Raw genomic sequence first — 24,778 nt, 5'->3', positions numbered from 1 at the left:
CCACTCGCCGCACACGAGAAAGGGTCTTCATGCGCCACCCAGTGGAAACCGAAGCAGGGCTGGTGGAGGGCATACCGGGCCGCGACCGCGCAGTCACGGTCTTCCGGGGCATCCCCTACGCGGCGCCCCCGGTGGGGGAGTTGCGCTGGCGCCCGCCCCAGCCCCCGCCGACCTGGCCCGGTGTACGCGCGGCCCGCACCTTCGGCCCGATGTGCCCGCAGGCCCCCAACAGCGAGATCGCCGGGATCGACCTCCCGATGAGCGAGGACTGCCTGAACCTCAACGTTTGGACCGGTGCAACCTCCACCGAGGAGCGCCGCCCGGTCCTGGTCTGGATCTACGGCGGCGGCTTCCGCGTCGGCACCGGCGCGAGCCCCCGCTACGACGGCGAGGCCCTCGCCCGCAAAGGGCTCGTCGTCGTCACCTTCAACTACCGCCTGGGCGCCTTCGGTTTCCTCGCCACCCCCGAACTCAGTGCCGAGTCCGGCCACCACGCCTCCGGCAACTACGGCCTCCTCGACTGCGTCGCCGTCCTGCGCTGGGTCCGCGACAACATCACCAACTTCGGCGGCGACCCCGGCCGCGTCACCATCGCCGGACAGTCCGCAGGGGCCGGAGCCGTCAACTTCCTGGCCATGTCCCCGCTCGCCCAGGGCCTCTTCCACCGCGCCGTCGCCCAGAGCCACGCCCGCCACGCGCGCGACCCAGAACTCCGTTACCTGGCAACGTCGTACCGCACCCTGCCCGACGCCGAGAGCGCGGGCGCACGGTACGCCGAGGAGCGCGGCGGCCCCTCGCTCGCGAGGCTGCGGTCGCTGCCCTGGCAGAAACTCGTCGACGGGGACGCGGCCGTCGACTCCCGTGTGGAGACCGGGAGTTCGGCGAAGCCGCCGCTGTTCCGGCCCGTCGTCGACGGCTGGGTACTCCCCGCCGGCTATGACGAGACGTACGCCAAAGGGCTCCAGAACAACGTCGGTTACCTCGCCGGCAACAACCGTGACGAGAGCGGAGCCGTCCCCGAGAGCACCTTCGCCGCCTACCGCACGGCCGGCAAGAAGGCCTGGCGCCCGGGCATGCCACCCGTCCACGTCACCCTCGACGACTACGAGGCCGCGGCCCGACGGAAGTTCGGCGAGATGGCCGACGAGTTCCTGCGGCTGTACCCGGCGGCCGACGACGACGCGGCGGGCCGGGCCCACAGCGCGTCCGTGCGCGACAACGCCCGTGTCTCCACGTTCCTTTGGGGCACGGACTGGGCCAGACACGCGGGCCGGCCGGTCTACACGTACTTCTGGACCCACCGCTCCCCGGCACGCGGGCAGAACCCGCGGCGCGCCTCGCACAGTTCCGAGATCGACTTCGTCCTCGACAACCTCGACCAGGACGACGCCGAGTGGACCGCCGAGGACCGGGCCGTCGCGGCGACCATGTCCGGCTACTGGGCCAACTTCGTCGCCACCGGCGACCCGAACGGACCCGGACTGCCCAACTGGCCGCCGTACAACCCCAGTTCGGCGACGGTCATGCAGGTCGGCGAGGGCTTTGGACCGGTCCCGGTCGCGGAGCCCGCCCGGCTCGACTTCTGGAAGCGCTTCTTCCGTACGCAGCAGGCATGGTGACAGGAGACCTCATGAGACTACGCACCGCGGACACCCGTACCGCCGTCGCGCTGGCGGCGACCATGGCGCTCGGCACGGCGCTGCTCACCGCGTGCGGCGGCGACTCCTCGGCGAGCGCCGACGGACTCACCACCGTGACGGTCGGCACCGGCGGCAACATCTTCGACCTGCCCCTCAAAGTGGCCGACGCCAACGGCTACTTCCGCAAGCAGGGGCTCAAGATCAAGTACGTGACGCTGACCGCCGCGACCGGACCCTCGGCCCTCCAGGCGGGCTCCGTGCAGTTCCTCCACGACAGCCCGACCGGGTTCGTGACCGCGCTGTCCAAGGGGCTCCCGGAGACCGCGCTCGCCGCCGACGGGCTGGGCAACCCGCTCGGGCTCGTCGTCAGCAAGAAGTTCGCCCAGGACCACGACCTGACCGCCTCCACCCCGGCCGCCGAGGTCGCGAAGGCGCTGGCCGACTCGACCGCGGGGGCCAGCTCGGCCAACACCAAGGCCGAGGCCGGGATCTTCCTCAAATCCCACGGCGTCGACCCCACCAAGCTGAAGTGGGTGTCGCTGCCCAGCCCGGTCGCGGACAAGGCCGCGCTCAACAACCACGAGATCGACTGGTTCGTCACCTCGGAACCGCTGCCCCTGCAGATCGCCGATTCCGGGGACGGCATCGTCGTAGCGACGCCTCTGACCGTGCCCGAATGGGACGCCACGCACTCGGGATACAGCCAGTTCGTGGTCGCCCAGAAGAGCTACGCCACCGGGCACGCCGACATCGCGAAGAAGTTCGTCACGGCCGTCCAGCAGGGCACCGCCTACATGCGGACGCACCTCGCCGACAAGCAGGACAAGACCGTGCTGGCCGTAGCGCAGAAGGCGCTGCCCGGCGTACCGGCCAAGGTCCTCGAAGGCAGCCTCGAACAGGTCGACTGGCCGGCCAAGTCCTCGATGGACGCCGCCACTTGGAACACCACGACGGCCTTCATCGACGCGATAGGCGCGCTCCCCGACGGAGCCAAGGTCACCACGAGCGACTGGACCAACACCTACCTGCCATGACACGGCCGGCGAGAAAGCGGAAGGAGCAGACGATGGCGACTGCCACCGACACGCCCGGGAGCACGACCGAGGTCGCGGTCGCGACCGAACGACGCCGCAGGAACAACGACCGCTGGCGGGACACGGCCATCGTGGTGGCCCTGCGTCTCGCGGTGATCGCGCTCTGCCTGGTCCTCTGGCAGGTGATGAGTGGACCGGTCCTACCGGAGTACGCGGTCAGCAAGCCGACCGACGTGTCGCACGCCCTGTGGAAGCTGCTCGGCTCCTCCTCCGGGTGGATCGACATCAGGGTGACGTCGATCGAGGTGGCCGCCGGATTCGCCATCGGCGTGGTCCTCGGCACGGTGATGGGCCTCCTCCTGGGCTCCTTCTCGCTCGCGGGCCGGGTCCTGGAACCCCTGGTCGCCGCCGTCAACGGCATCCCCAAGATCGCCCTCGCGCCGCTCTTCCTGCTGTTCTTCGGCATCGGCCCCTGGTCGAAGATCAACATCGCCGTCACGGGCGTGTCCTTCGTCGTCTTCTACAACGTCTACCTCGGCCTGCGTCTTCGCGAGCGCGAACTCGTCGAGATCGTCCAGGTGATGGGCGGCCGCCGCCACCACGTCCTCGGCTACGTCACGATCCCCACCCTCGCCGCCCCCTTCTTCGCCGCGCTCAAGACCGGCGGCCCGCTCGCGATCCTCGGCGTCATCGGCGGCGAGTTCATCGCCTCCTCCGAAGGCGTCGGCCACGAACTGTTCACCTCTGCCATGAACCTCGACGCCGCCACCGAGTTCGCCGGCCTGATCGTCCTGGTGGTGATGACCCTGATCCTCAACGGCGTGCTGAGTTGGCTGGACACATACGCGCTGAAGCGACTGGGGCTCGGTCCGCGGAGGCCGTCCGAGCGACGCGCCGGTTGACCGCCGGACCGTAAAACCCCTGATCAAACGGGGTTGCCCGGCCGCACCCCGGACGGGCAACGGGAAACCCGTCGACCCCCGGACTCCGCCGGGACAGGCTGATCCCCGTCAGCACGGAGCACGGCCTGCGACGACGCAGGAGACCCACTAGGGGGAAACATGCGCAAGATGTTGAGCACCGCCGCCGCGTTCGCGACCGCGACCATCGCCGTGGTGGCGATGAGCGGGGCGGCCCAGGCGAAGCCCGCGGGCAGTGTCCCCTGGGACGGATGCCCGTCCGGGGCGGTCTGCATCTACGGCGAGGGAGTGGTCCCGAAGGACAACCCGCACCCGACCGACGTGTACTACAGCTACGGCGCCCACAACCTCAGCAACCAGTTCGGCCAGCACTGGATCCTCAACAACCAGACCGGCGGCGCGTCCGTGACCCTGTGCAACGGGTCCAACGGCACGAACTGCACCGACACGATCGCCCAGGACAACGGCCTCCTCCGCAACTTCACGCCCATCAACTCCATCGTCCTCAACAGGCCGTAGCGGGATCTCCCCCCACGGGGCAGCACGGCCGGGACCGGTCCACACGGGTCCCGGCCGTTCCGTTTTCGCCACTCCGGGTGAAAGCCCTCTCTCGCTGTCCGGCCCCCGCAGTAACCTGGGCATCCGCCGTCCCACGATCCGGACAGGCCAGTGCCAGGGGGATGCCTTGGGGGATCAGCAGTACGAACAGGCGGGCGTGGACCGGTCCGACCAGCCGGGAAGCACCGCACAGGCCGCACCGTCCTTTCCCGCACAGCTGAGACGGCTGCGCCGGGAGCGCGGACTGTCGCTGGCCGATCTCGCACGTCAGACGCACTACAGCAAGGGCTATCTCAGCAAGATCGAGACCGGCGTCAAGCGGGCGACCGTCGACGTGGCCCGCCAGTGCGACCACATCCTGCGCGCCGACGGCGAGCTGCTCCGGCTGGTGCGCGAGACCGGCCCGGCGGAGCGCGGCGGTGGGGCGGCCGCCGACACCGGTACCCCCACTTGTCCGTATCGCGGACTGTCGGCGTTCACCCCGCAGGACGCGGCCTGGTTCTTCGGCCGGGAGCGGGCCACGGCCGCGCTCGTCGAGCGGGTCTTCCAACGCGTGGGCGGCGGACCGCTGTTGCTCGTCGCCCCGTCCGGCGCCGGCAAGTCCTCGCTCCTGAACGCCGGTCTCGTCCCCGCGTTACGCCGCCCCGGCGGCTTCCCGATGCCCGGCGCCGAGCGCTGGCCGGTGGTCGCGCTCACGCCCACCGCCCATCCGCTGGACGAACTCGTCGAACGGACGACGAAGGTCCTCGGCAGTGAACTCGACCTCACCGCACAGGAGTTGACCGACCGCCCCGAGGCGTTACTGGAGGCGGTCCGCGCCCGCTCGGAGAGTGCCCCGCCCGGCGCGGACGGCCGCCGCCCGCCACCGGTCCTGCCGGTGCTGCTGGTCGACCAGTTCGAGGAACTCTTCACCCTCTGCTCCGACGAGAGCGAGCGACGGGCCTTCGTACGGGTCCTGTGGGCGCTGTCCACCGGCCCGGACCCCGCCGTCGTCGTGCTCGGCGTCCGCGCCGACTTCACCGGCCGCTGCCTCGAACTCCCGGAACTGGCACCGGTGTTCACCGACGGCCTGTTCGTCCTGCTGCCCATGTCGGTTGCGGAACTGCGCGCGTCCATCACCCGCCCCGCCGAACTCGCCGGTATCACCCTCGAACCCGGCCTGGTCCCGCTCCTCCTGCGCGACGCGGGTCTGCGCGACGAACCGGGCACCGTGGACCGTTCCAACACCCCCGACGACACCCCGTCCGGCGCCCTGCCCCTCGTCTCGCACGCCCTCCTGGCCACCTGGCAGCAGCGCGAGGACACCACCCTCACCGTCGCCGGGTACGAGCGGACCGGCGGCATCCAGGGCGCCATCGCCCGCACCGCCGAGACCGTGTTCGCCCAGCTGTACCCGGCCGAGCAGAAGACCATCCGGCGCGTCCTGTCCCGGCTCGTCCACGTGTCCGACGAGGGCATCGTCGCGACCCGGCGCCGCGCGGGCCGCAGCGCCCTGATGGAGCAACTCGCCGACGCGGACGCCGCGTCGGCAGCCCTCGACGTCTTCGTCCGGGCCCGGCTGATCACCGTGGACCGTGACACCGTCGAGATCACCCACGAGGCCCTGCTGCACGCCTGGCCCCGGCTGCGCGACTGGATCGACGCCGATCGCGCCGGACTCCTCATCCACCAGCAACTCGCCCACGCCGCCGCCGAATGGGAGCGCGAGAACCGCGACCCGTCCGCCCTCTACCGCGGCACCCGCCTCGACACGGTCCGCGCCTGGGCCGACGAACTCGACGGCCGCGGCCGCCTAGGCCCCCGCGAAGAGGCCTTCCTCCAGGCCAGCCAGGCGGAGGAGGACGCCCGTCAGCATCTGGCGAGACGTCAGATCCGGTTCCGCCAGGCCCTGTTCGCGACCCTGGCCGTCCTGCTCGGCCTCGCGTTGACCGCCGGAGGTCTCGCCTACGAGCAGCGCGCGAGCGCCCTCGACCAGGAACGTGTGGCCCGTTCCCAGGCCCTCGCCGTGCAGTCCACCTCCCTGGCCGGCAGCCAGCCCGAGGCCTCGATGCTCCTCGCCGAGGAGGCCTACCGCGCCGACCACACCCCCGAGGCCCGCGGCGCCCTGCTCAGCACCCAGGCCCAGGCCTTCTCCTCCCGCCTCGTCGGCCGGCACGGCCCGGTCAACGCCGTCGCCTTCGCACCGAACGGCAGACTCCTCGCGACGGCCGGCGCGTACGGCACCGTACAACTGCGCCGCACCAGCGATCACCGTACGACCGCCACGCTCACCCTCCCCGGACGGGTCCGCTCGGTCGGCTTCAGCCCCGACGGGGCCACCCTCGCGGCGACGTCGAGCGATGGACCGGTCCGTATCTGGGGCACCGCCGACCACCGGGTGCGGGCCCTGCTGCCCGCGAGCACCACCGGCGCCCGCGCCCTCGCCTTCGACCCCCGAGGCCGTACCCTCGCGGTCGCCGGTGACGATGGAACGGTCCAACTCTGGGACATCGCCGGCGACAGGCCGACCGAGGTACGGCTCGTCGGGCACACCGGCCGGGTCAACTCGCTGGCCTACGCCCCGGACGGCAAGATGCTGGCCTCGGGCGGCTCCGACCGCACCGTACGGCTGTGGGACACGGACCGGGGACGGTCCCTCGCCGTACTCAGGGGGCACACCGACGAGGTGCTCGGCGTGGCGTTCGCGCCGGACGGGCGGAGCGTGGCCTCGGGGGGCGTCGACCGGACCGTACGCCTGTGGGACGTGGCCTTGCACCGGTCCACGGCGACGCTCACCGGACACAGTGACGACGTCAACGCCGTCGCCTACACGCCCGACGGCGGCACGGTCGTCAGCGCGGGCGGCGACGGTACGACGCGCTTGTGGGACGTGCGCACAGGCCGGCCGGCCGCGGTCCTCGCCGGGCACACCGATTACGTGATGTCCGTCGCCGTGAACTCCACCGGAACGACCCTCGCCACCGGCGGCTTCGACCAGTCGGTGGTGCTGTGGGACCTGCGTGGACCGGTCCTGACGGCCCGCCCGTTCACCGAGGTTTCGCAGGCCGCGTACAGCCCGGACGGGACACTCCTCGCGACGGCCGACGCGGACCACACCGTCCGGCTGTGGGACGTGGCCCGGCACCGGGTCGTGACGACGTTCACGGGCCACCGCGAGAGCGTGTTCTCGGTGGCCTTCTCCCCGGACGGGCGGACCCTCGCGTCGGCGGGCTCGGACGGCACGATCCGGCTGTGGGACGTCCGCTCGCACCGCGCGCTCGCGACCCTCACCGGCCACACCGGGGACGTCTTCTCGGTCGCGTTCGCGCCCGACGGCCGCACTCTCGCCTCAGCCGGCGCCGACCGCACGGTCCGCATCTGGGACGTCCGGAGCCACCGCCAACTCGCCGTTCTCAACGGCCACTTGGACTCTGCCAACGATGTCACGTTCAGCCCCGACGGCCGCACCCTCGCCAGCGCCGGCGACGACCTGACCGTCCGCCTCTGGGACACGGCGACCCACCGCCCGCTCGCCACCCTCACCGGCCACACCGGCGCCGTCCGGGGCGTCGCCTTCAGCCCCGACGGCCGGACCCTCGCGAGCAGCAGCAACGACGGCACCGTCCGCCTGTGGGACGTCCGCCACCGCCGCTTCGAGGCCTCCCTCACCGGCCACACCGGATCCGTACGCGGCCTCGCCTTCTCGCCGGACGGCCACCTCCTCGCGAGCAGCGGCAGCGACCGTACGGTGCGGCTCTGGGACGTGGCCGCGCGGCGGCCGTGGGCCACGCTCACCGGGCACACGAACGCGGTCTGGGGCGTCGCGTTCGCGCCCGACGGACAGACCCTGGCGAGCAGCAGCAACGACGGGACCGTACGCCTGTGGGACCTGGACCTCGGCGACCGGCTCAGCCGAATCTGCCGTCTGCGCAAGGCGATCGGCCCCGAGGAACGCAAGACACTGATGCCGGGACTGCCCGTGTCCTTCACCCCCGCGTGTGCCAAGCCCTGACCGTGGATGGCCAACTGCCCCTGGTGGGAGGGGGTTTCCCAAGGGTTTCCCGTTGCCCTTCGGGGTGGGGTGTCGCCGGGTCCTCGACCGGCCGGGCCGGGGTCGGCAGGCTGGTGCCCGACCACTTACGGACCACAGAAAACGGGGGTCCCGGCATGCTCCGGCGGACCGGAATCATCGGCACACTCATCGGACTGTTCGCCTTCCTCCTCTGGGCGCCCGCGGCCGTCGCCGCACCGGCGGCCGGCAGCTGCGGCGTCCTCGCACCCGGCGCCTCGGCCGCCGCGCAGAGCGCGATCGCCGCGGCCTGCGCCGAGGTCGACGCGGGCACCTGGTACACGTGGAGCGGCGGCCACGGCGACCAACCGGGCGCCACCTTGGGCCAGCCCGACGGCCACGACCCGGCCAGCGAACAGGACGGCGAGCGGGTCGGCTTCGACTGCTCGGGTCTCGTGCGCTACGCCTACGCGCAGGCCACCGGCTCCGACATCCTCAACGGCGACGCGAGCCAGCAGTACTACACGACCCGCGCCGCCGCCCGCTTCACGGCGGCCCAGGGCCTCGCCCCGCTGCTCCCCGGCGACCTGCTCGCCTACGGCACCTCGGACGACCTGCACCACATCGCGATCTACATCGGCGCGGGCAAGATGGTCGAGGCCAGGCAGTCCGGCACGCATCTGATGGTCAGTGATGTCCGCCTGGGCGGCGACTACTTCGGGGCCGTCCGCGTCAACACCGGTGCGGTGACCGGGCATGTCTTCCAGACCTGGGGCACCGGCGTCTGGACGAAGACCGCACCCTCCGTCAGCGCGACGCGCGTCTACGCCTTCCCCGACGCGACCAGCATCCGCGTCGAGTGCCAGAAGCACGCGGAGACCGTCACCTCGGACGGCTACACCAACGACGCCTGGGCCTATCTGCCCGACTACAAGGCCTGGATGACCAACATCTACATCCAGGGACCGGCCTGGCTGGACGGCGTTCCCACCTGCACCTGACCCGCACCATAAATCCCGTGCTCCGCGCCCCGGGCTTCCCTACACTCGCCACATCCGTTGACGAGTGAGGGGAGCCCGGCCGTGCGCTACAGCACCGCTGTCGTCGTTCCCCCCTCCCGGTACGAGGTGATCCTGGTGTCTCCGGCCGTCCGGTGCCCGCTGCGCGGCCGGCACCGGATGCCCGTGACGTGACAGCTTTTTGACGTTCCGTCAAGTCGACTCTCCCGCACGGGAATTGCGCTGCCCTGCATGGAATTCACTTTCGAAAGGCAACGGGCCGTGCGCACCGAACGCCCTCTCACCACTCCGCTCTCCGCCGTCCGCAACCTGGGCATCCTCGCCCACGTCGATGCCGGCAAGACCACCGTCACCGAGCGGTTCCTCTACCTCACCGGCACCACCCACAAGCGCGGTGAGGTCCACGACGGTACGACCGTCACCGACTTCGACCCCCAGGAGCGCGACCGTGGCATCACCATCTTCGCCGCGGCCGTCACCTGCGCCTGGGACGGTCACCGGATCAACCTGATCGACACCCCGGGCCACGTCGACTTCGCCGACGAGGTGGAACGGTCCCTGCGCGTCCTCGACGGCGCGATCGCCGTGTTCGACGCCGTCGCGGGCGTCGAGCCGCAGAGCGAGTCGGTGTGGCGCCAGGCCGACCGGTACGGCGTCCCGCGCATCGCCTTCGTCAACAAGCTGGACCGCGCGGGCGCCGACCTCGACACGGCCGTCGCCTCGATCCGGGAACGGCTCCATCCGGCGCCGTTGGTGGTGCAGTTGCCGATCGGCACGGAGGACGGCTTCACCGGCGTCGTCGATCTGCTCCGGATGCGTGCCCTGGTGTGGACCGACGGCAGCGACACGGCGGCGGAACTCCCGGTGCCGGAAGGCTTGTTGGAGGAAGCGCGACGACGCAGACGGCTGCTGGAGGAGGCGGTGGCCGAACTGCACGCGGGCGCGCTGGAGGAGTTCTACGACGGATCGGCCCTGTCCGCCGAGACGTTGAGCTCCGCCCTGCGCGACCTGACCCGCACCGGCGACGGCGTGGTCGTGCTGTGCGGCTCGGCCTACCGCAACCGCGGCATCGAGCCGCTGCTGGACGCCGTAGTGGCGTATCTGCCGTCGCCGTCGGACGTTCCGCCGGTACGGGGAACGGACGGCGACGGCGGCGAGCAGGAGCGGGCGGCGGATCCTCAAGTGCCGTTCTCCGCACTGGCGTTCAAGGTGAGCGCGACCGGGACCGGACGGCTGACCTACCTGCGCATCTATTCGGGCACGATCGAGAAGGGAGACACGGTGTGGGACCCGGGCGCGCGGCGCACCGAGCGGATCGGGCGCATCCTGCGGGTGCAGGCCGACCGGCACGAACGGTTGGACCGGGCCATCGCCGGGGACATCGTCGCCGTGGTCGGACTGAAGTCGGCCCGCGCCGGTTCGACGCTGTGCGCACCGGACGCCCCGCTCGTCCTCGAACCGCCCGCGGTCGCCGACCCGGTGGTCTCGGTGGCGGTCGAGGCGCGCAGGAGCACCGACACCGACCGTCTGGCGTCGGCGCTCGCCCGACTGGCCGAGGAGGACCCGTCGTTGGTCGTACGGACGGATGCCGAGACCGGCCAGACGGTCCTGTCCGGCATGGGCGAACTGCACCTGGAGGTCGCGGTGGAGAAGATCCGCCAGGCCACCGGTGTGGACGTCAACGTCGGCCGCCCGAGGGTCGCTTACCGCGAGACGGTCGTGCGCGGGGTGTCCGGACTGGTCTTCCGGCACGTCAAACAGGACGGCGGATCAGGGCAGTTCGCGCATGTCGTGCTCGACGTCGAACCGCTCGACGGCCTCGGCTTCGAGTTCCGCTCGGCGGTCGTCGGCGGGCGGGTGCCGCAGGAGTACGTCCGCTCGGTGGAGGCCGGGTGCCGTGACGCCCTCACCGAGGGGCCGATCGGCGGGTTCCCGGTGACCGGGCTGCGCGTGACGCTGACCGACGGGGCGACCCACGTGAAGGACTCCTCGGAGCAGGCGTTCCGCACGGCCGGCCGCCTCGGCCTGCGCGAAGCCCTGCGCGCCTGTACGACGGTCCTCCTCGAACCGGTCGTCGAGGTCACCGTCACCGTGCCCGAGGACGCGGTCGGCGGCGTGCTCGGCGACCTGGCCGCCCGGCGCGGCCGTGTCACCGGCTCGACGACCCGCACGGGTTCGGCGATCGTCACGGCGACCGTGCCGCTGGCCGAACTCTTCGGCTACGCAACGCGGTTGCGCAGCCGGACCCAGGGCCGGGGGACGTTCACCGCCCAGCCGACGGGGTACGCCCCGGCGCCGAACGCGGTGACCGTCCGGTGACGGTGGCGGGTGCGGACCGAAGGGGGAGCTTCGGCCCGCACCCGCCACGTACTCAGGGACTCCGGGGTCTCAAGGACTCCGACGTCTCAGGGACTCCGGGGTCTCAGGGATGCCCCGGAGTCTCAGGGGTACGAGACCACCGTGGACGGCACGGTCGACGTGCCCGAAGTCGGCGCGCCCGTCTCGTTGATGACGTGCTCGTACTGGCCCTGGCCGCCGAGCGAGACGACCAGCAGGTCGTGGAACTTCACGCCCGAACGGTTCGGCGCCGCGAAGCCGTTGTGCTGCACGATCGTCGGGGCGACGTTGTAGTAGCAGTAACTGCCCAGGCCCCAACCCTCGTGCACGGTCACGTTGTCGGCGACCTTGTACGCGGCGTAGCCCTTGATCGACCCGTTCTGGATCGCGGCCTGGTTCGGGGCGTCGTACGCCTTCTCGTTCTGGAAGAAGATCGTGCGGCCCCGCTCGCCGTTCCACTGCACGTCGTACTTATTGAAGTGCTCCACGAACAGGCCGGTGGCCAGCACGTCGGCGCCGTTGACGACGAGGCCGTAGTCGGCCCGGTTGATGTCCCAGCCGATGCCCGAGCCGTGGTCGGCGCGCCAGAGCCAGGTGTGGTCGACGATGGTGTGCCGGTTGTTGATGACCATGCTGGTGGTGGCCTTGCCCGCGCCCGCGCCGCCGATCCGGACGAACACGTCCTGCACGGTGGTCGGGTTGGCGGAGTGGTCCGTCGTCGTACCGGACGGGCCAACTTCCAGCAGGGTGCTCGAGTTGACCGTGCCCGCGTCGATCAGGAACCCGGCCAGCCGTACGCCGTCGACGTCGGCGGTCTTGAGGGCCGTAACTCCGTTGTCCGGGACGAGAGTTGCGTAACCCAGGCCCAGGACCACGGTGTTGGCCCGGTTCACCTGGATCGGCTGGTCCAGGTGGTAGATGCCCGGCGTCAGCAGGAGGTGAAGTCCCTGTGTGAGTGCCTGGTTGAGGGTGGCGGCCGTGACGCCCGGCTTCGCGACGTAGAACTGGGACAGGGACAGCGAGGTGCCGCGCGGGGTGCCGTTGCCCCAGGTCACGCCGCTCGCGTTGGTGCGCTTCTCGGGGAGGAAGACGCGGTACTCGGTGCCGTTCAGGTAGAGGAAGGGCTTCTCGCGGGAGACCGGGGTGGTGGCCAGCGTGGTGTACACCGGGTTCGGGAAACCCTGCGCCGGAGCGCCCTGCACGCCTGAAAAGACCATGTTCCAGACGCCGTTGAGCCAGCTGCCGATCGCGCTGTCCCGGGTGTACCACTGCTGCTGCGAGTACGGCTGGACCTGGCCGTCGATCCGGCTGTCGGCGATGTAGCCGCCGGAGGCCCAACCGTAGCCGTTCGGGGAGAGGTTGAGGCTGCCGCGTACGTGCATACGACGGAAGGGGGCCGCCTGAGCCACGGCCCACCTGTTCGTACCGCTGACGGGGACCAGCGCGAGGTTCTCCGCCGAACGCCAGAAGTTCTGGGTGGCGTTGCCGTTGAACCAGCCGGCGTCGACCGTGATGTCACCGTTGATCGTGGTGTCGTCGGGGGACAGGCCGAGCCCGGAGATCGAGGTGTAGAAGCCGAGTTGGGCGTTGAGCCCGCTGTACGTGCCCGGCTTGAACAGCAGTTGATAGCGGCCGGTGCCGAACTGGGCCGTCTCCTGCTGGGCGAAGATCTGGTCCAGCCTGGCCTGGATGCCGGCGGTGGACGGGTCGAAGACGATCACGTTGGGACCGAGATCGCCGCCGCCCGGCAGGGTGGCAAGTGGCTTGTTCGCGGCGGGAGTCGTGGGGGCGGCGGAGGCGGGGGCGGGCAGTGCTGCCAGCGCGGACACGGCTGCGGCCGCACCGAGAACGGTTCTGCGGGGAACTGAGGACATTTCGCGGCTCTCCTTGTTCATGAAATGAACGCCGGTGGGGTTGGGAGCGCTCTCTCGCGGGGGAATGCTTCAGGTCCGTGAACACGGTCGTCAAGAGGTACGACCGAGTTCGACGAGTGGCGTCCAAACTCTTGACGCCTCTGGCTTCCGAGGTTTAACTCACGTCCTAAATTAAGTCGTGAGTGCATTCCCTGAAGGGACACCCGGAGTATGCGCAGCATCCGAGCCGCGGCCGTAGGCGCCGTCACCATGTCACTCGCCCTTGCGGCCACGGCCTGCGGAGGCGGTTCGTCCACGGGTGGGGGATCCAACGACTCGCCCAAGACGCTCACCTACTGGGCCTCCAACCAGGGCGCCAGCATCGCGATCGACAAGAAGGTCCTCCAGCCCGAACTCGACAAGTTCAAGAAGCAGACCGGCATCACGGTGAAGCTGGAGGTCGTGCCCTGGTCCGACCTGCTCAACCGGATCCTCACGGCGACGACTTCAGGCCAGGGCCCCGACGTCCTGAACATCGGCAACACCTGGAGCGCCTCCCTCCAGGCCACCGGCGCCTTCCTGCCGTGGAACACGGCCAACTTCGCGAAGATCGGCGGCAAGGACCGCTTCGTCGACTCCGCGCTCGGCTCCACCGGCGCCACCGGCAAGGACCCGGCCGCCGTCCCGCTGTACTCGATGGCGTACGCGCTCTACTACAACAAGCAGATATTCGCCGACGCCGGCATCTCCCAACCGCCCGCCACCTGGACCGAGTTGGTGGCCGACGGCAAGAAGATCCAGGCGAAGGGCAAGCAGGTGCTCGGCGCCGAGGGCGCCAACGTCTCCGAGAACATCCACCACGCCTTCGTCTTCGCCAAGCAGCACGGCGCGGACTTCTTCACCGCCGACGGCAAGGCCGACTTCACCAACGCCGGTGTCGTGGCGGCCGTCAAGCAGTACGTCGACCTGATGGCCACGGACAAGGTCATCCCGGTCGGCAACGCCGAGTACGCGCAGAACCAGTCCGTCAGCGACTTCGCCAAGGGCAAGACGGCGATGCTGATGTGGCAGTCGGCGTCCGCCAACCTCAAGTCGCAGGGCATGAGCGACAGTTCGTACGGCATCGCCCCGATCCCCGTGCAGTCCGGCACCCCGGGCACCGGAGCGCAGACCAACTCGATGGTGGCCGGCATCAACCTCGCCGTCTTCAAGAACACGGACAACTTGGACGGTTCCACCAAGTTCGTGAAGTTCATGACGAGCGACGCCGAGCAGAAGATCCTCAACACGGCGTACAGCTCCATCCCGCCGGTGAAGACCGCGCAGGAGGACACCGCGTTCAACACCCCCGCGAACGCCGTCCTCAAGGACACCCTCGCGAAGAGCGCCGCCGCGCTCCCGCAGGTCGCCGACGAGTCCCAGTTCGAGACGGCGGTCGGCACGGCCGTCAAGGACCTGTTCGCCGACGCCGCCGCGGGTCGCGCGGTGACGACCGCGTCGGTCAAGGCGGAGCTCGAAAAGGCTCAGCAGCAGATGCCGGCGAAGTGAGTGCGACTGTGACGAGCACTGTCACCCCGGAGGCCGCCGAGCGGAAGGACTCTTCCGCCACGGCGGCCCCCGGGCCGCGCCGCCGCCGTACCGACCGGATCCGCCGGATCGGACTGCCGTATCTGCTGCTTCTGCCCGCCCTGATCCTCGAACTCCTGGTCCACCTGGTGCCGATGGTCATCGGCATCGTCATGAGCTTCAAGGAGCTCACCCAGTTCTACATCCGCGACTGGGGCACCGCTCCTTGGACCGGTTTCGGCAACTACAAGGTCTCGGTGGACTTCAGCGCCCCCGTCGGCAAGGCGCTGCTCCACTCCTTCTTCGTCACCGTCGTGTTCACCCTGCTGTCGGTCGCGTTCTGCTGGCTGCTCGGCACGGTCACCGCGATCTACATGCAGGACAACTTCCGCGGCCGGGGGCTTCTGAGAGCGCTCTTTCTCATCCCGTACGCGCTGCCGGTCTACGCGGCCGTCATCACCTGGGTCTTCATGTTCCAGCACGACAACGGCCTGGTGAACCACGTCCTGCACGACCAACTCCACATCACCAGCAAGCCGTCGTTCTGGCTGATCGGCGACAACAGCTTCTACGCGCTGCTGATCGTGCACGTGTGGAAGGGCTGGCCGTTCGCCTTCCTCATCGTCATGGCCGGCCTGCAGAACATCCCCAAGGAGCTGTACGAGGCCGCGTCGATCGACGGCGCCGGCCTGTTGCAGCAGATCCGCCGCATCACCCTGCCGTCGCTGCGCCCCGTCAACCAGGTGCTGGTCCTCGTCCTGTTCCTGTGGACGTTCAACGACTTCAACACGCCGTACGTCCTCTTCGGCAGGTCCGCCCCCGAGGCCGCGGACCTCATCTCGGTGCACATCTACCAAGCCTCGTTCGTCACTTGGAACTTCGGCACCGGCTCGGCGATGTCGGTCCTGCTGCTCCTGTTCCTGCTCGTCGTCACCGGCGTGTACCTGGTGATCACCTCACGCGGACGGAGGTCGGCCGATGTCTAGTTCCTCTCTCACCAGGTCGCCGATGGCACCGCCCCGCTCCTTCATCTGGTCGCGGCGGATCTTCCTCACCCTGCTCGCCGGCTTCGTCCTGGTGCCGGTGTACGTCATGCTCTCCAGCTCCCTGAAACCGCTCTCGGACGTCACGGGCAAGTTCCGCTGGCTGCCGAGCGGTCTCACGATCCGCCCGTACATCGACATCTGGTCGACGGTCCCGCTCGCGAAGTACTTCATGAACTCGCTGATCGTGTCCGTCGCCGCGACGATGTGCTCGGTGGTGATCGCGGTCTTCGCCGCGTACGCCGTCAGCCGCTACGAGTTCCGCGGCAAGCGCGTCTTCACGGTCACCGTCCTGTCGACGCAGATGTTCCCGGGCATCCTGTTCCTCCTCCCGCTGTTCCTCCTCTACGTCAACATCGGCAACGCCACGGGCATCGCCCTGTTCGGCTCGCGCGGCGGCCTGATCCTGACGTATCTCACCTTCTCGCTCCCGTTCTCCATCTGGATGCTGATCGGCTACTTCGACTCCGTGCCAAGGGACTTGGACGAAGCCGCGCTGGTCGACGGCTGCGGACCGCTCGGCGCACTGCTGCGCGTCGTCGTCCCCGCAGCGATCCCCGGCATCGTCGCGGTCGCCGTCTACGCCTTCATGACCGCGTGGGGAGAAGTCCTCTTCGCCTCCGTCATGACCAACGACTCGACCCGCACGCTCGCCGTCGGACTCCAGGGCTACTCCACGCTCAACGACGTGTACTGGAACCAGATCATGGCCGCCTCGCTGGTCGTCAGCGTGCCCGTGGTCGCCGGCTTCCTGCTGCTGCAGCGCTATCTCGTCGCCGGGCTGACGGCGGGCGCCGTCAAGTGACCGACCCGACCAACTCCGCTGACCGTAAAGGGACTTCAGTGACCATCGACTTCGCCGCACTCCCGCACGACTTCCTGTGGGGCACGGCCACCGCGGCGTACCAGATCGAGGGAGCCGTCGCCGAGGACGGGCGTTCGCCGTCGATCTGGGACACCTTCTCGCACACCCCCGGAAAGATCGCGAACGACGACAACGGCGACGTCGCCTGCGACCACTACCACCGCTGGCGCGAGGACATCGGCCTGATGGGCCAACTCGGCGCCAACGCCTACCGGTTGTCGATCGCCTGGCCCCGCGTCATCCCCGGCGGCGACGGCCCGACGAACCCCAAGGGCCTAGCCTTCTACGACGAGTTGGTGGACGGACTCCTGGAAGCGGGCATCACCCCCTCCGTCACCCTCTACCACTGGGACCTGCCCCAGGCCCTCCAGGACCGCGGCGGCTGGCCCGAGCGCGCCACCGCCGAGCACTTCGCCGCGTACGCCTCGGTCATGGCCGAACGCCTCGGCGACCGAGTCACCCACTGGACGACCCTCAACGAGCCCTCCTGCTCGGCCTGGATCGGCCACCTCGAAGGCAAGATGGCCCCGGGTTGGACCGATCTAACGGCCGCCGTCCGCGCCTCGTACCACCTGCTGCTGGGCCACGGCCTCGCCGCCCAGGCGATCCGCGCCGCCGCCCCGAACGCCCAGGTCGGCATCGTCAACAACCTCTCCACGGTGTACCCCGCCAGCGACCGCGACGAGGACGTCCAGGCCGCCCGCCGGCAGGACGGCCACGTCAACCGCTGGTGGCTCGACCCGACCCACGGCCGCGGCTTCCCGGCGGACATGGTCGAGACGTACGGCGTCGAACTCCCGGAACAGCCGGGCGACTTGGCGACCATCGCGGCCCCGCTCGACTGGCTCGGCCTGAACTACTACTTCCCGGCGACGGTCGCCGACGACCCCACCGGCCCCGCCCCCTACACCCGCGCCGTGCGCCGCCTCGGCGTCCCGCGCACCGGCATGGACTGGGAGATCGACGCGTCCGGCATCGAGACCCTGCTGCTGCGCCTCACCGAGGAGTACGACCCCCGCAGGATCTACGTCACCGAGAACGGTTCCTCGTTCCCCGACGTCGTCCGCCCCGACGGCACCGTCGACGACCCGGAGCGCCAGGACTACCTGGTCCAGCACCTCGCCGCCTGCGCCTCGGCGGCCCGCAAGGGCGCCCCGCTGGCCGGCTACTTCGCCTGGTCGCTGCTCGACAACTTCGAGTGGGCGTACGGCTACGAGAAGCGCTTTGGACTGGTCCACGTGGACTACGAGACCCAGGTCCGCACGATCAAGGGCTCCGGCCGCCGGTACGCGGACATCATCCGCGACCACCGCAGCCGGGCCCGGCGCGCGGCCTGACCAAGGCCGCCCCGGTGGGTGAGGGCGGGGGAGCCCGCACCCACCGGGGCATCACCATCCCTGCATATGTCATGCGCACGACAGGCAGCGGCACGTCAGCACGACCGCCCCCAGAAGGAGATCCGCCCCTCAAGGAGACCCGCATGCCCGCACGCACCCTGCTCACGGCGCTCACCGCGCTGGCCCTGCTCTCCGCCACCCCGGCCCTCGCGGCCCCCGCCCCGCAGGCCGCGGCCGCCACGACCTGGGACACCGACCGCGCGGCCGCCGCCTACGCCGCGAACCCGGCCGCCGTCACGGCCTCCGGCAGCGAGAACGCCGGCACCACCCCCGGCCTCGCCTTCGACGGCGACGGCGCGACCCGCTGGTCCAGCAACTTCGCCGACGACGCCTGGATCCGCCTCGACCTCGGCACCACCCTCCGCATCGACCGCGTCACCCTCGACTGGGAGGCGGCCTACGGCAAGAGATACGTCCTGGAGGTCTCCAGGAATGGCACCGACTGGACGCCCTTCTACACGGAGACGGCGGGCACCGGCGGCTCGGTCACCACGAGCACGTACCCCCAGGAGGTGACGGGCCGTTACATCCGCCTGCGCGGCTTGGAACGGTCCACGCCCTACGGTTACTCGCTCTACTCCTTCAAGGTCTACGGCGGCGAACCGGCCCCCGCGTCCACGACCCGCACCAACCTCGCCCTGAACCACCCGGCGTACTCCAACTACTACCAGCACAACGGCGTTTCACCGGCGTACGTCACCGACGGCGGCTGGCCCGCCAACCTCAAGGACGACGCGACCCGCTGGTCCAGCGACTGGAACGCCGACCGCTGGGTCTCCGTCGACCTGGGCGCCACCTCGACGATCGACTCGGTCGACCTCTACTGGGAATCGGCGTACGCCGTCGACTACTTGCTCCAGGTCTCGGACGACAACACCACCTGGCGCACGGTCTACGAACCGTCGGCCGCCGACATCGCGGCCCGCCGGGCCAACATCCAGGCCCCCGCCGACGCGACCGGCCGCCACGACACGGTGACCCTGCCCCAGCCGGTCACCGGCCGCTACGTCCGCATGCTCGGCAAGGAACGCCGTTCCTTCTACAACCCGGCGCCCTACACGGCCCAATTCGGCTACTCCCTCTACGAGTTCCAGGTCTGGGGCACCGGCGGCAGCGCGGCGGCGGCCTACCCCGCACTGCCCGCCGACCAGTCGGGCACGTACCAGACGACGTTCTTCGACGACTTCACGTCGGCGGCCCTGGACCGCTCCAAGTGGCGGGTGGTGAGGACCGGCACGGAAATGGGCTCGGTCAACGGCGAGTCCCAGGCGTACGTCGACTCGACGGACAACGTCCGTACGCAGAACGGTGAGTTGATCCTCGCGGCGAAGTACTGCAAGGGCTGCACGCAGGCAGGCGGCGGCACGTACGACTTCACGTCGGGCCGCATCGACACCAACACGAAGTTCGACTTCAGCTACGGCAAGGTGAGCGCCCGCATGAAGTTGCCGGTCGGCGACGGGTTCTGGCCCGCCTTCTGGCTGCTCGGCAGCAACGTCGACGACCCGTCGGTCTCCTGGCCGGCCTCCGGCGAGACCGACATCATGGAGAACATCGGCTACCCGACCTGGACGAGCACGGCCCTCCACGGCCCCGGCTACTCCGCCGACGGCAACATCGGCGCCCGCCAGACGTACCCGAACGGCGGCACCGCCGACCAGTGGCACACGTACGCCGTCGAATGGACACCGACCGGGATGCGCTTCTACGTCGACGACGCCCTCGTCCAGGAGACCACCCGCAACAAACTCGAATCGACCCGCGGGCAGTGGGTCTACAACCACAACCAGTACGTCATCCTCAACCTCGCCCTGGGCGGCGCCTACCCGGCCGGCTGGAACCAGGTCACCACGCCGTACTGGGGCCTGCCGCAGTCGAGCGTGGACAAGGTCGCGGCCGGGGGAGTGCAGGCGGAGGTGGACTGGGTGCGGGTCGAACAGAAGAAGTAACAGCTGGGCCGGTCCGGAGCGCGGCACCGGACCGGCCCGTTCCGCCGTCCGGCAATCCGGTTGCCGCCCGCACGGTGCCCTGACACGCTCACGCGCATGCCGACCTTCGCAGCACCCGACGGAACCCGCCTCGCGTATCACGCATCGGGCGACGGCCCGCCCCTGATCTGCCTCCCCGGCGGACCGATGCGCGACTCGGCCTACCTCGGCACGCTCGGCGGCCTGGCCGCGCACCGCCGGCTGATCCGGCTGGATCTGCGGGGCACGGGCGCGTCGGACGTGCCCGCGGACCCGGCGTCGTACCGCTGCGACCGTCTCGTGGGCGATGTCGAGGCGCTGCGCGAGGAGTTGGGGTTCGACCGGCTGGACCTGCTCGCCCACTCGGCCGGTGCGAACCTGGCCGCGCTGTACACGGCCCGCCACCCGGACCGCGTGTCCCGACTGACGCTGGTCACCCCTAGCGTCTACGCGGTCGGAGTCCAGATCACCGCCGAGGACCGCCTGGGGGTGGCACGACTGCGCGGGTCCGAACCGTGGTTCGGACCCGCGTTCGCCGCCCTGGAGAACATCACCGCCGGCCGCGCGACCCCCGACTCCTGGCAGGCCATCTCGCCCTTCGCGCACGCTCGTTGGGACGAGACGGCCCGTGCCTTCGACGAGGCCGACGCGAAGGAGACGAACGCGGAGGCCGCGGCCGCCTACGCCACCGAAGACGCCTTCGCCCCGACCGACACCCGCGCAGCCCTGGCCGTGTTCACATCCCCGGTGCTCGTCCTCGCCGGGGAGTTCGACATCTCAGCCCCGCCGCGCGCGATGGCGGAGTACGCGGGGCTGTTCCCGAACGGGGAGTTGGTGGTTCAGTCCGGCGCCGGACATATGCCGTGGCTGGACGACGCCGAGCGGTTCGGCGCGCTGGTGCTGCCCGTCAGCAGTCCCTGAACTCCGGTGACTGGTTCAGTACTTGGGACCGCGCCGACGTGAACTTCGCATACGTCCCGCCGTCCAGCGCCTCGGGCCGGAACGCCGCCACCCGATGGCAGTTCTGGAAGGCCAGGGCCACCCCGAAGTGGCGTTCCAGGCTGCCCCGGATCGCGTCGCTGGCCAGCGCCCGCAGCAGTTGGCCGCGTTCCTGTTCGGACGAGGGCGGGGTCTGGTTGTCGGTGAACTCGGCCGTGCCGTCGCGGAGTTCGGTGGCGAGGCCGGCGATGAGGTCGTAGGCGTACGGCAGGGACGTGCGGACTGTGTCCACGAAGTCCGCCTCGCGGATGTCACCGTGCTCGGCTTCGGCGAGGAGCTTCGGGGAGACGTCGAGAGACATGAAGAGGGGTGTCCTGTCTGGTAGTTGGGGATGGAGGGGCGGGCCGGTGTCAGGGCTGTGGCGTCGGGCCAGGTACGTACTCCGGGTCGACCTGGGCCGCGAGGTCCAGGCCCGTTGCCCTGTCCGCCCACGCGGTGGCGTTGCGGAGGTGGAAGTCGACGGCGTGGCGGTGCAGGGCCGACCAGTCCCTGGGGTGGGCGTCGACGGCCTCGCGGAGGACGATCAGGGCGTGGCGGTTGTGCGACTCCAGGGCGTTCAAGTCGCCCTGTCCGTGGCCCTGTTCGGCCGCGCGTACCCACGGTGAGTGGACCAGGTGGGTCAGGAGGTCGTCCCCCACCTCCTCCTTGAGGAAGAGCAGGTCGTCCTCGCCGGTGACCTTGTTGCCGATCACGGCGAGGCGGATGTCGAACTCCCGTGCGTGGTCGCGGTACTGGCGGTACACGGAGACGCCCTTGCGGGTGGGTTCGGCCACCAGGAACGTCAGGTCGAAGCGGGTGAACAGGCCGGAGGCGAAGGCGTCGGCGCCTGCTGTCATGTCGACGACGACGTATTCGCCGGGGCCGTCGACGAGATGGTTCAAGTACAGCTCCACCGCGCCGAGTTTGGAGTGGTAGCAGGCCACCCCGAGGTCGCTCTCCTCGAACTCGCCCGTCGCCATCAGCGGAACGTCACCCGCACGGACCACATGCCGGGCGTGCACCTCGTCGTCGCCCAGCAGGCGCAGAAGGCGTGAGCCGCGCCCCGGTGGGGTGGTCTTGATCATCGCCTCGGGGGAGGCGATGCGGGGGTTGGTGCCGCGCAGGTAGTTCTTGAGCTCGGTCAGGTGGGCGGCCAGGGGTGGGGCGGTGACCGGTTCGGTGCCGGGAGACGTGTCGGGGGACAGGGCCTCGGCCAGGTGCTGGTTGATGTCGCCGTCGATGGCGAGCACGGGGGCGCCGGCGCGGGCCAGGTGGCGGGCGAAGAGGGCCGACAGCGTGGTCTTTCCGCTGCCGCCCTTGCCGACGAACGCGACGCGCACTACCGGTCCGCCGCGATCGCGGTTTTGAAAATGAATGTCATGTGGCTAGGTTTTAGGGGGTGGCCGCGAGGCTGTCAAATCCAGTGGATCAAGGGCGATCCAGGAACGGTCCAAGGGTGATCAAGACCTAGGAGTCTTAATGCATATGATGTGCAAGTGCTTGACTACTGCATCAGGGCGGCAGGCCCGGACGATATCGACGGTGCGCGTGCCGTGATGCTCGACACCGTCTACCGCGACTTCCGTACCGGCTATGTGCCCCGCTGGCACGGCGACATCATCGACCCGGCGGCCGCCTATCTCGCCCCGGGCCGCCACACCCTCCTCGTGGCACTCGACCCCGCCGACGGCACGGTCGTGGCGACCGGCGCGCTCGACTCCCGTGGACCGGTCCACCCGCCGAACCCGCGCGAGCTCGCCGAGCGCTACCCCTCCGGCGGGACCGCGCAACTGCGCCGCGTCTACGTCCGCCCCGCGCACCGCCGCCGCGGCCTCGCCCGGCACCTCGTCGCCGACCTCCTCGCGTTCGCCGCGGCCGACGGCGGCTACCGCGCCGTGTATCTGCACACCGATCCCGCCGTACCCGGAGCCGAGGCCTTCTGGCGGTCGCTCGGGAAGGTCGTGCACGACGAGCGCGACGACCCGGGCGGCGGGCAGGGGATCGTGCACTTCGAACTGGCGATGGAGCGATAGACGCGATGCGATTCCGACGAACCAGTACAAGACGAACCAGTACAAGACGAACCAGTGCAAATGGCCGTACGCGTACGCGTATTGGACCGGTCCGACGGCCCCGGCTTCTTCTCGGCCTTGCCCTCGTGCCGCTGCTCACCGGCTGTTTCGCCTCCGCCGGTGAGGAGAGCGGGGACGCGACCGGGGAGTCCGGTTCCCGGCTGCGCGTCGCCCTCGCGTTCCCGCCCGCCGAGAACCTCTCCCCGTACGGCGCCGACGCCACCATCCTCAGCCGTCTCGGTGTCACCGAAGGGCTGACCTCTCTGGACGCCAACGGCTCCGCCGCCCCCGCGCTGGCCCGGTCCTGGCAGTGCGAGGGCGATCGCAGCTGGCTGTTCACGCTCCGCGAGGCGACCTTCCAGGACGGCACCGAGGTCACCCCGGCTCGCGTGGCCGCCGCCCTCGGCAATGCCGCCGAGGCGAAGCCCGCCCCCGCCGCGCTCTCCGGTGTCACCCTCACCGCCGAGTCGGCGGGCGGCGACCGCCTTCGCATCACCACCAACTCCCCTGATCCCGTACTGCCGTTGAGGCTGGCCGGTCCCGCGCTCGCCGTCCTCTCCCCGAAGGCGTACGAGGAGAGGGGCCGTGTCGACCCGGTCGGCACCGCCACCGGTCCCTTCGAGCTGACGAAGGTCACCGGCTCCACGGCGGCCACCCTCGACCGCTTCGACGACTACTGGGGCGGCCTCGCCCAAGTCTCCGGAATCGACGCACGGTTCATCGCGGACGGCGCCGCCCGCACCAACGCGCTGCGCACCGGGCAGGTCGACGTCGCCGAGGCGATACCCGTCGCCCAGGCCGCCACGCTCGACGCGGACACCCGCCGTGAGACCGCCACCACCCGCACCACGAGCCTCCAACTCAACACCAGGACAGGCCCGTTCAAGGACCCGAAGCTCCGCGCAGCCGCCCGCGAGGCCGTCGACACCTCCACACTCGCCAAGGGCGTCTACGAAGGTCACGCCGACGCGGGCACGGGCATCTACGGCCCCGCCGTCACCTGGGCCGCGGGCAAACGCGAGCAACCGGCCGGGCGGGCCGAACCCGTCTCACCCGGCGGGCGGACCATCACCCTCGCGACGTACGACAACCGGCCCGAACTCCCCGAAGTCGCCCAGGTGTTGAAGCAGCAGCTCGAAAAGGCCGGATTCAAGGTCGAGTTGGAGGTGCGCGAGTACTCGCGGATCGAGAGCGACGCGCTGGCGGGGAAGTTCGACGCGTTCGTCGTCGCCCGCAACACCCTGGTGGACACGGGCGATCCGGTCGCCGTGCTCGCCGGCGACTACACCTGCGACGGCGGCTACAACCTCGCCCTGCTGTGCGACAAGGACGTCGACCGGGCCGTCGCGAAGGCCGAGGGCACCGCCGACACCTCCGCACGGCAGAGCGCCGCGATGACGGCCGAGGCCGAGATCCTGGGCACCGACGCCGTCGTACCGCTCGTGCACCAACGGGTCGTCACCGGCGTGGGCACCTCGGTACGGGGCCTCCTCCTCGACCCGTACGAGCGCACCCTCGTCGGCCCCGGAACCCGGCGCTGA

18 protein-coding genes are annotated in these 24,778 nt (G+C 70.2%); 15 read left to right on the top strand and 3 right to left on the bottom strand.

Annotation, left to right across the window (positions count from 1 at the left end; genetic code table 11):
• The first annotated feature begins 41 nt into the window (after positions 1-41).
• From OO69_RS39860 to fusA, 7 genes are all read left to right on the top strand, one after another.
• Entirely contained in the window at positions 42-1,619 is a 1,578-nt protein-coding gene (locus OO69_RS39860) for a carboxylesterase/lipase family protein (RefSeq protein ID WP_234444652.1), read from the top strand.
• 11 nt (positions 1,620-1,630) lie between these two features.
• Entirely contained in the window at positions 1,631-2,674 is a 1,044-nt protein-coding gene (locus OO69_RS39855) for an ABC transporter substrate-binding protein (protein WP_033285832.1), read from the top strand.
• A 32-nt stretch (positions 2,675-2,706) separates the two neighbouring features.
• Entirely contained in the window at positions 2,707-3,576 is an 870-nt protein-coding gene (locus tag OO69_RS39850; RefSeq protein ID WP_033285831.1) for an ABC transporter permease, read from the top strand.
• Between the two features lie 159 nt (positions 3,577-3,735).
• Complete coding sequence (locus OO69_RS39845) at positions 3,736-4,113, top strand: hypothetical protein (protein WP_033285830.1); 378 nt, start codon at positions 3,736-3,738, stop codon at positions 4,111-4,113.
• A gap of 166 nt (positions 4,114-4,279) precedes the next feature.
• Positions 4,280-8,143: a helix-turn-helix domain-containing protein gene (locus tag OO69_RS39840; RefSeq protein WP_420707949.1), complete on the top strand. Its 3,864-nt coding sequence runs from the start codon at positions 4,280-4,282 to the stop codon at positions 8,141-8,143.
• A 155-nt stretch (positions 8,144-8,298) separates the two neighbouring features.
• Positions 8,299-9,141 carry a C40 family peptidase gene (locus tag OO69_RS39835; protein ID WP_033285829.1) on the top strand — a complete coding sequence of 281 codons (843 nt, stop codon included), beginning with the start codon at positions 8,299-8,301 and terminating at the stop codon, positions 9,139-9,141.
• A 249-nt stretch (positions 9,142-9,390) separates the two neighbouring features.
• Positions 9,391-11,478, top strand: coding sequence for an elongation factor G (gene fusA / locus OO69_RS39830; protein ID WP_051801549.1), 2,088 nt, complete (start codon positions 9,391-9,393; stop codon positions 11,476-11,478).
• A gap of 122 nt (positions 11,479-11,600) precedes the next feature.
• Here fusA and OO69_RS39825 read toward each other — a convergent pair whose 3' ends face one another.
• Complete coding sequence (locus OO69_RS39825) at positions 11,601-13,370, bottom strand: hypothetical protein (RefSeq protein WP_033285827.1); 1,770 nt, start codon at positions 13,368-13,370, stop codon at positions 11,601-11,603.
• Positions 13,371-13,580: 210 nt separating this feature from the next.
• On the opposite strand from OO69_RS39825, the gene OO69_RS39820 reads away from it, so the two are divergent.
• The 6 genes from OO69_RS39820 to OO69_RS39795 all read left to right on the top strand — a co-directional run bounded on the left by OO69_RS39820 (position 13,581) and on the right by OO69_RS39795 (position 21,108).
• On the top strand, positions 13,581-14,897 hold the full coding sequence (locus OO69_RS39820; RefSeq protein ID WP_033285826.1) for an ABC transporter substrate-binding protein: 1,317 nt from the start codon (positions 13,581-13,583) through the stop codon (positions 14,895-14,897).
• Positions 14,898-14,905: 8 nt separating this feature from the next.
• A complete protein-coding gene (locus OO69_RS39815) occupies positions 14,906-15,901 on the top strand; it encodes a carbohydrate ABC transporter permease (RefSeq protein ID WP_033285825.1) in 996 nt (331 codons plus the stop codon).
• Positions 15,894-16,763: a carbohydrate ABC transporter permease gene (locus OO69_RS39810; RefSeq protein ID WP_078652779.1), complete on the top strand. Its 870-nt coding sequence runs from the start codon at positions 15,894-15,896 to the stop codon at positions 16,761-16,763. Before OO69_RS39815 ends, OO69_RS39810 begins: the two co-directional genes overlap by 8 nt.
• Positions 16,764-16,801: 38 nt before the next feature.
• Positions 16,802-18,160, top strand: a complete 1,359-nt coding sequence (locus tag OO69_RS39805; RefSeq protein ID WP_033285823.1) for a GH1 family beta-glucosidase — start codon at positions 16,802-16,804, stop codon at positions 18,158-18,160.
• A gap of 143 nt (positions 18,161-18,303) precedes the next feature.
• Positions 18,304-20,169, top strand: a complete 1,866-nt coding sequence (locus OO69_RS39800) for a discoidin domain-containing protein (protein WP_033285822.1) — start codon at positions 18,304-18,306, stop codon at positions 20,167-20,169.
• Between the two features lie 96 nt (positions 20,170-20,265).
• Complete coding sequence (locus OO69_RS39795) at positions 20,266-21,108, top strand: alpha/beta fold hydrolase (RefSeq protein ID WP_033285821.1); 843 nt, start codon at positions 20,266-20,268, stop codon at positions 21,106-21,108.
• Here the strand turns inward: OO69_RS39795 and OO69_RS39790 are convergent.
• Both OO69_RS39790 and OO69_RS39785 read right to left on the bottom strand, forming a co-directional pair.
• On the bottom strand, positions 21,095-21,487 hold the full coding sequence (locus OO69_RS39790) for an SCO5389 family protein (RefSeq protein ID WP_033285820.1): 393 nt from the start codon (positions 21,485-21,487) through the stop codon (positions 21,095-21,097). The two genes, OO69_RS39795 and OO69_RS39790, sit on opposite strands and share 14 nt — an antisense overlap.
• 49 nt (positions 21,488-21,536) lie before the next feature.
• Positions 21,537-22,505 carry an ATP-binding protein gene (locus OO69_RS39785; protein WP_033285819.1) on the bottom strand — a complete coding sequence of 323 codons (969 nt, stop codon included), beginning with the start codon at positions 22,503-22,505 and terminating at the stop codon, positions 21,537-21,539.
• A 156-nt stretch (positions 22,506-22,661) separates the two neighbouring features.
• On the opposite strand from OO69_RS39785, the gene OO69_RS39780 reads away from it, so the two are divergent.
• Together OO69_RS39780 and OO69_RS39775 are read left to right on the top strand one after the other, a co-directional pair.
• Complete coding sequence (locus tag OO69_RS39780) at positions 22,662-23,198, top strand: GNAT family N-acetyltransferase (RefSeq protein ID WP_078652778.1); 537 nt, start codon at positions 22,662-22,664, stop codon at positions 23,196-23,198.
• 5 nt (positions 23,199-23,203) lie between these two features.
• The gene (locus OO69_RS39775) at positions 23,204-24,778 is read left to right on the top strand and encodes an ABC transporter substrate-binding protein (RefSeq protein WP_420707948.1); all 1,575 of its coding nucleotides are present in this window, start codon (positions 23,204-23,206) and stop codon (positions 24,776-24,778) included.

Origin of the sequence: Streptomyces sp. NRRL F-525 (genome assembly GCF_000716605.1) — a bacterium.
Classification (GTDB): domain Bacteria; phylum Actinomycetota; class Actinomycetes; order Streptomycetales; family Streptomycetaceae; genus Streptomyces.
Note: the sequence above shows the minus strand (reverse complement) of the source record. Positions and strands in the feature narration are given on the sequence as shown.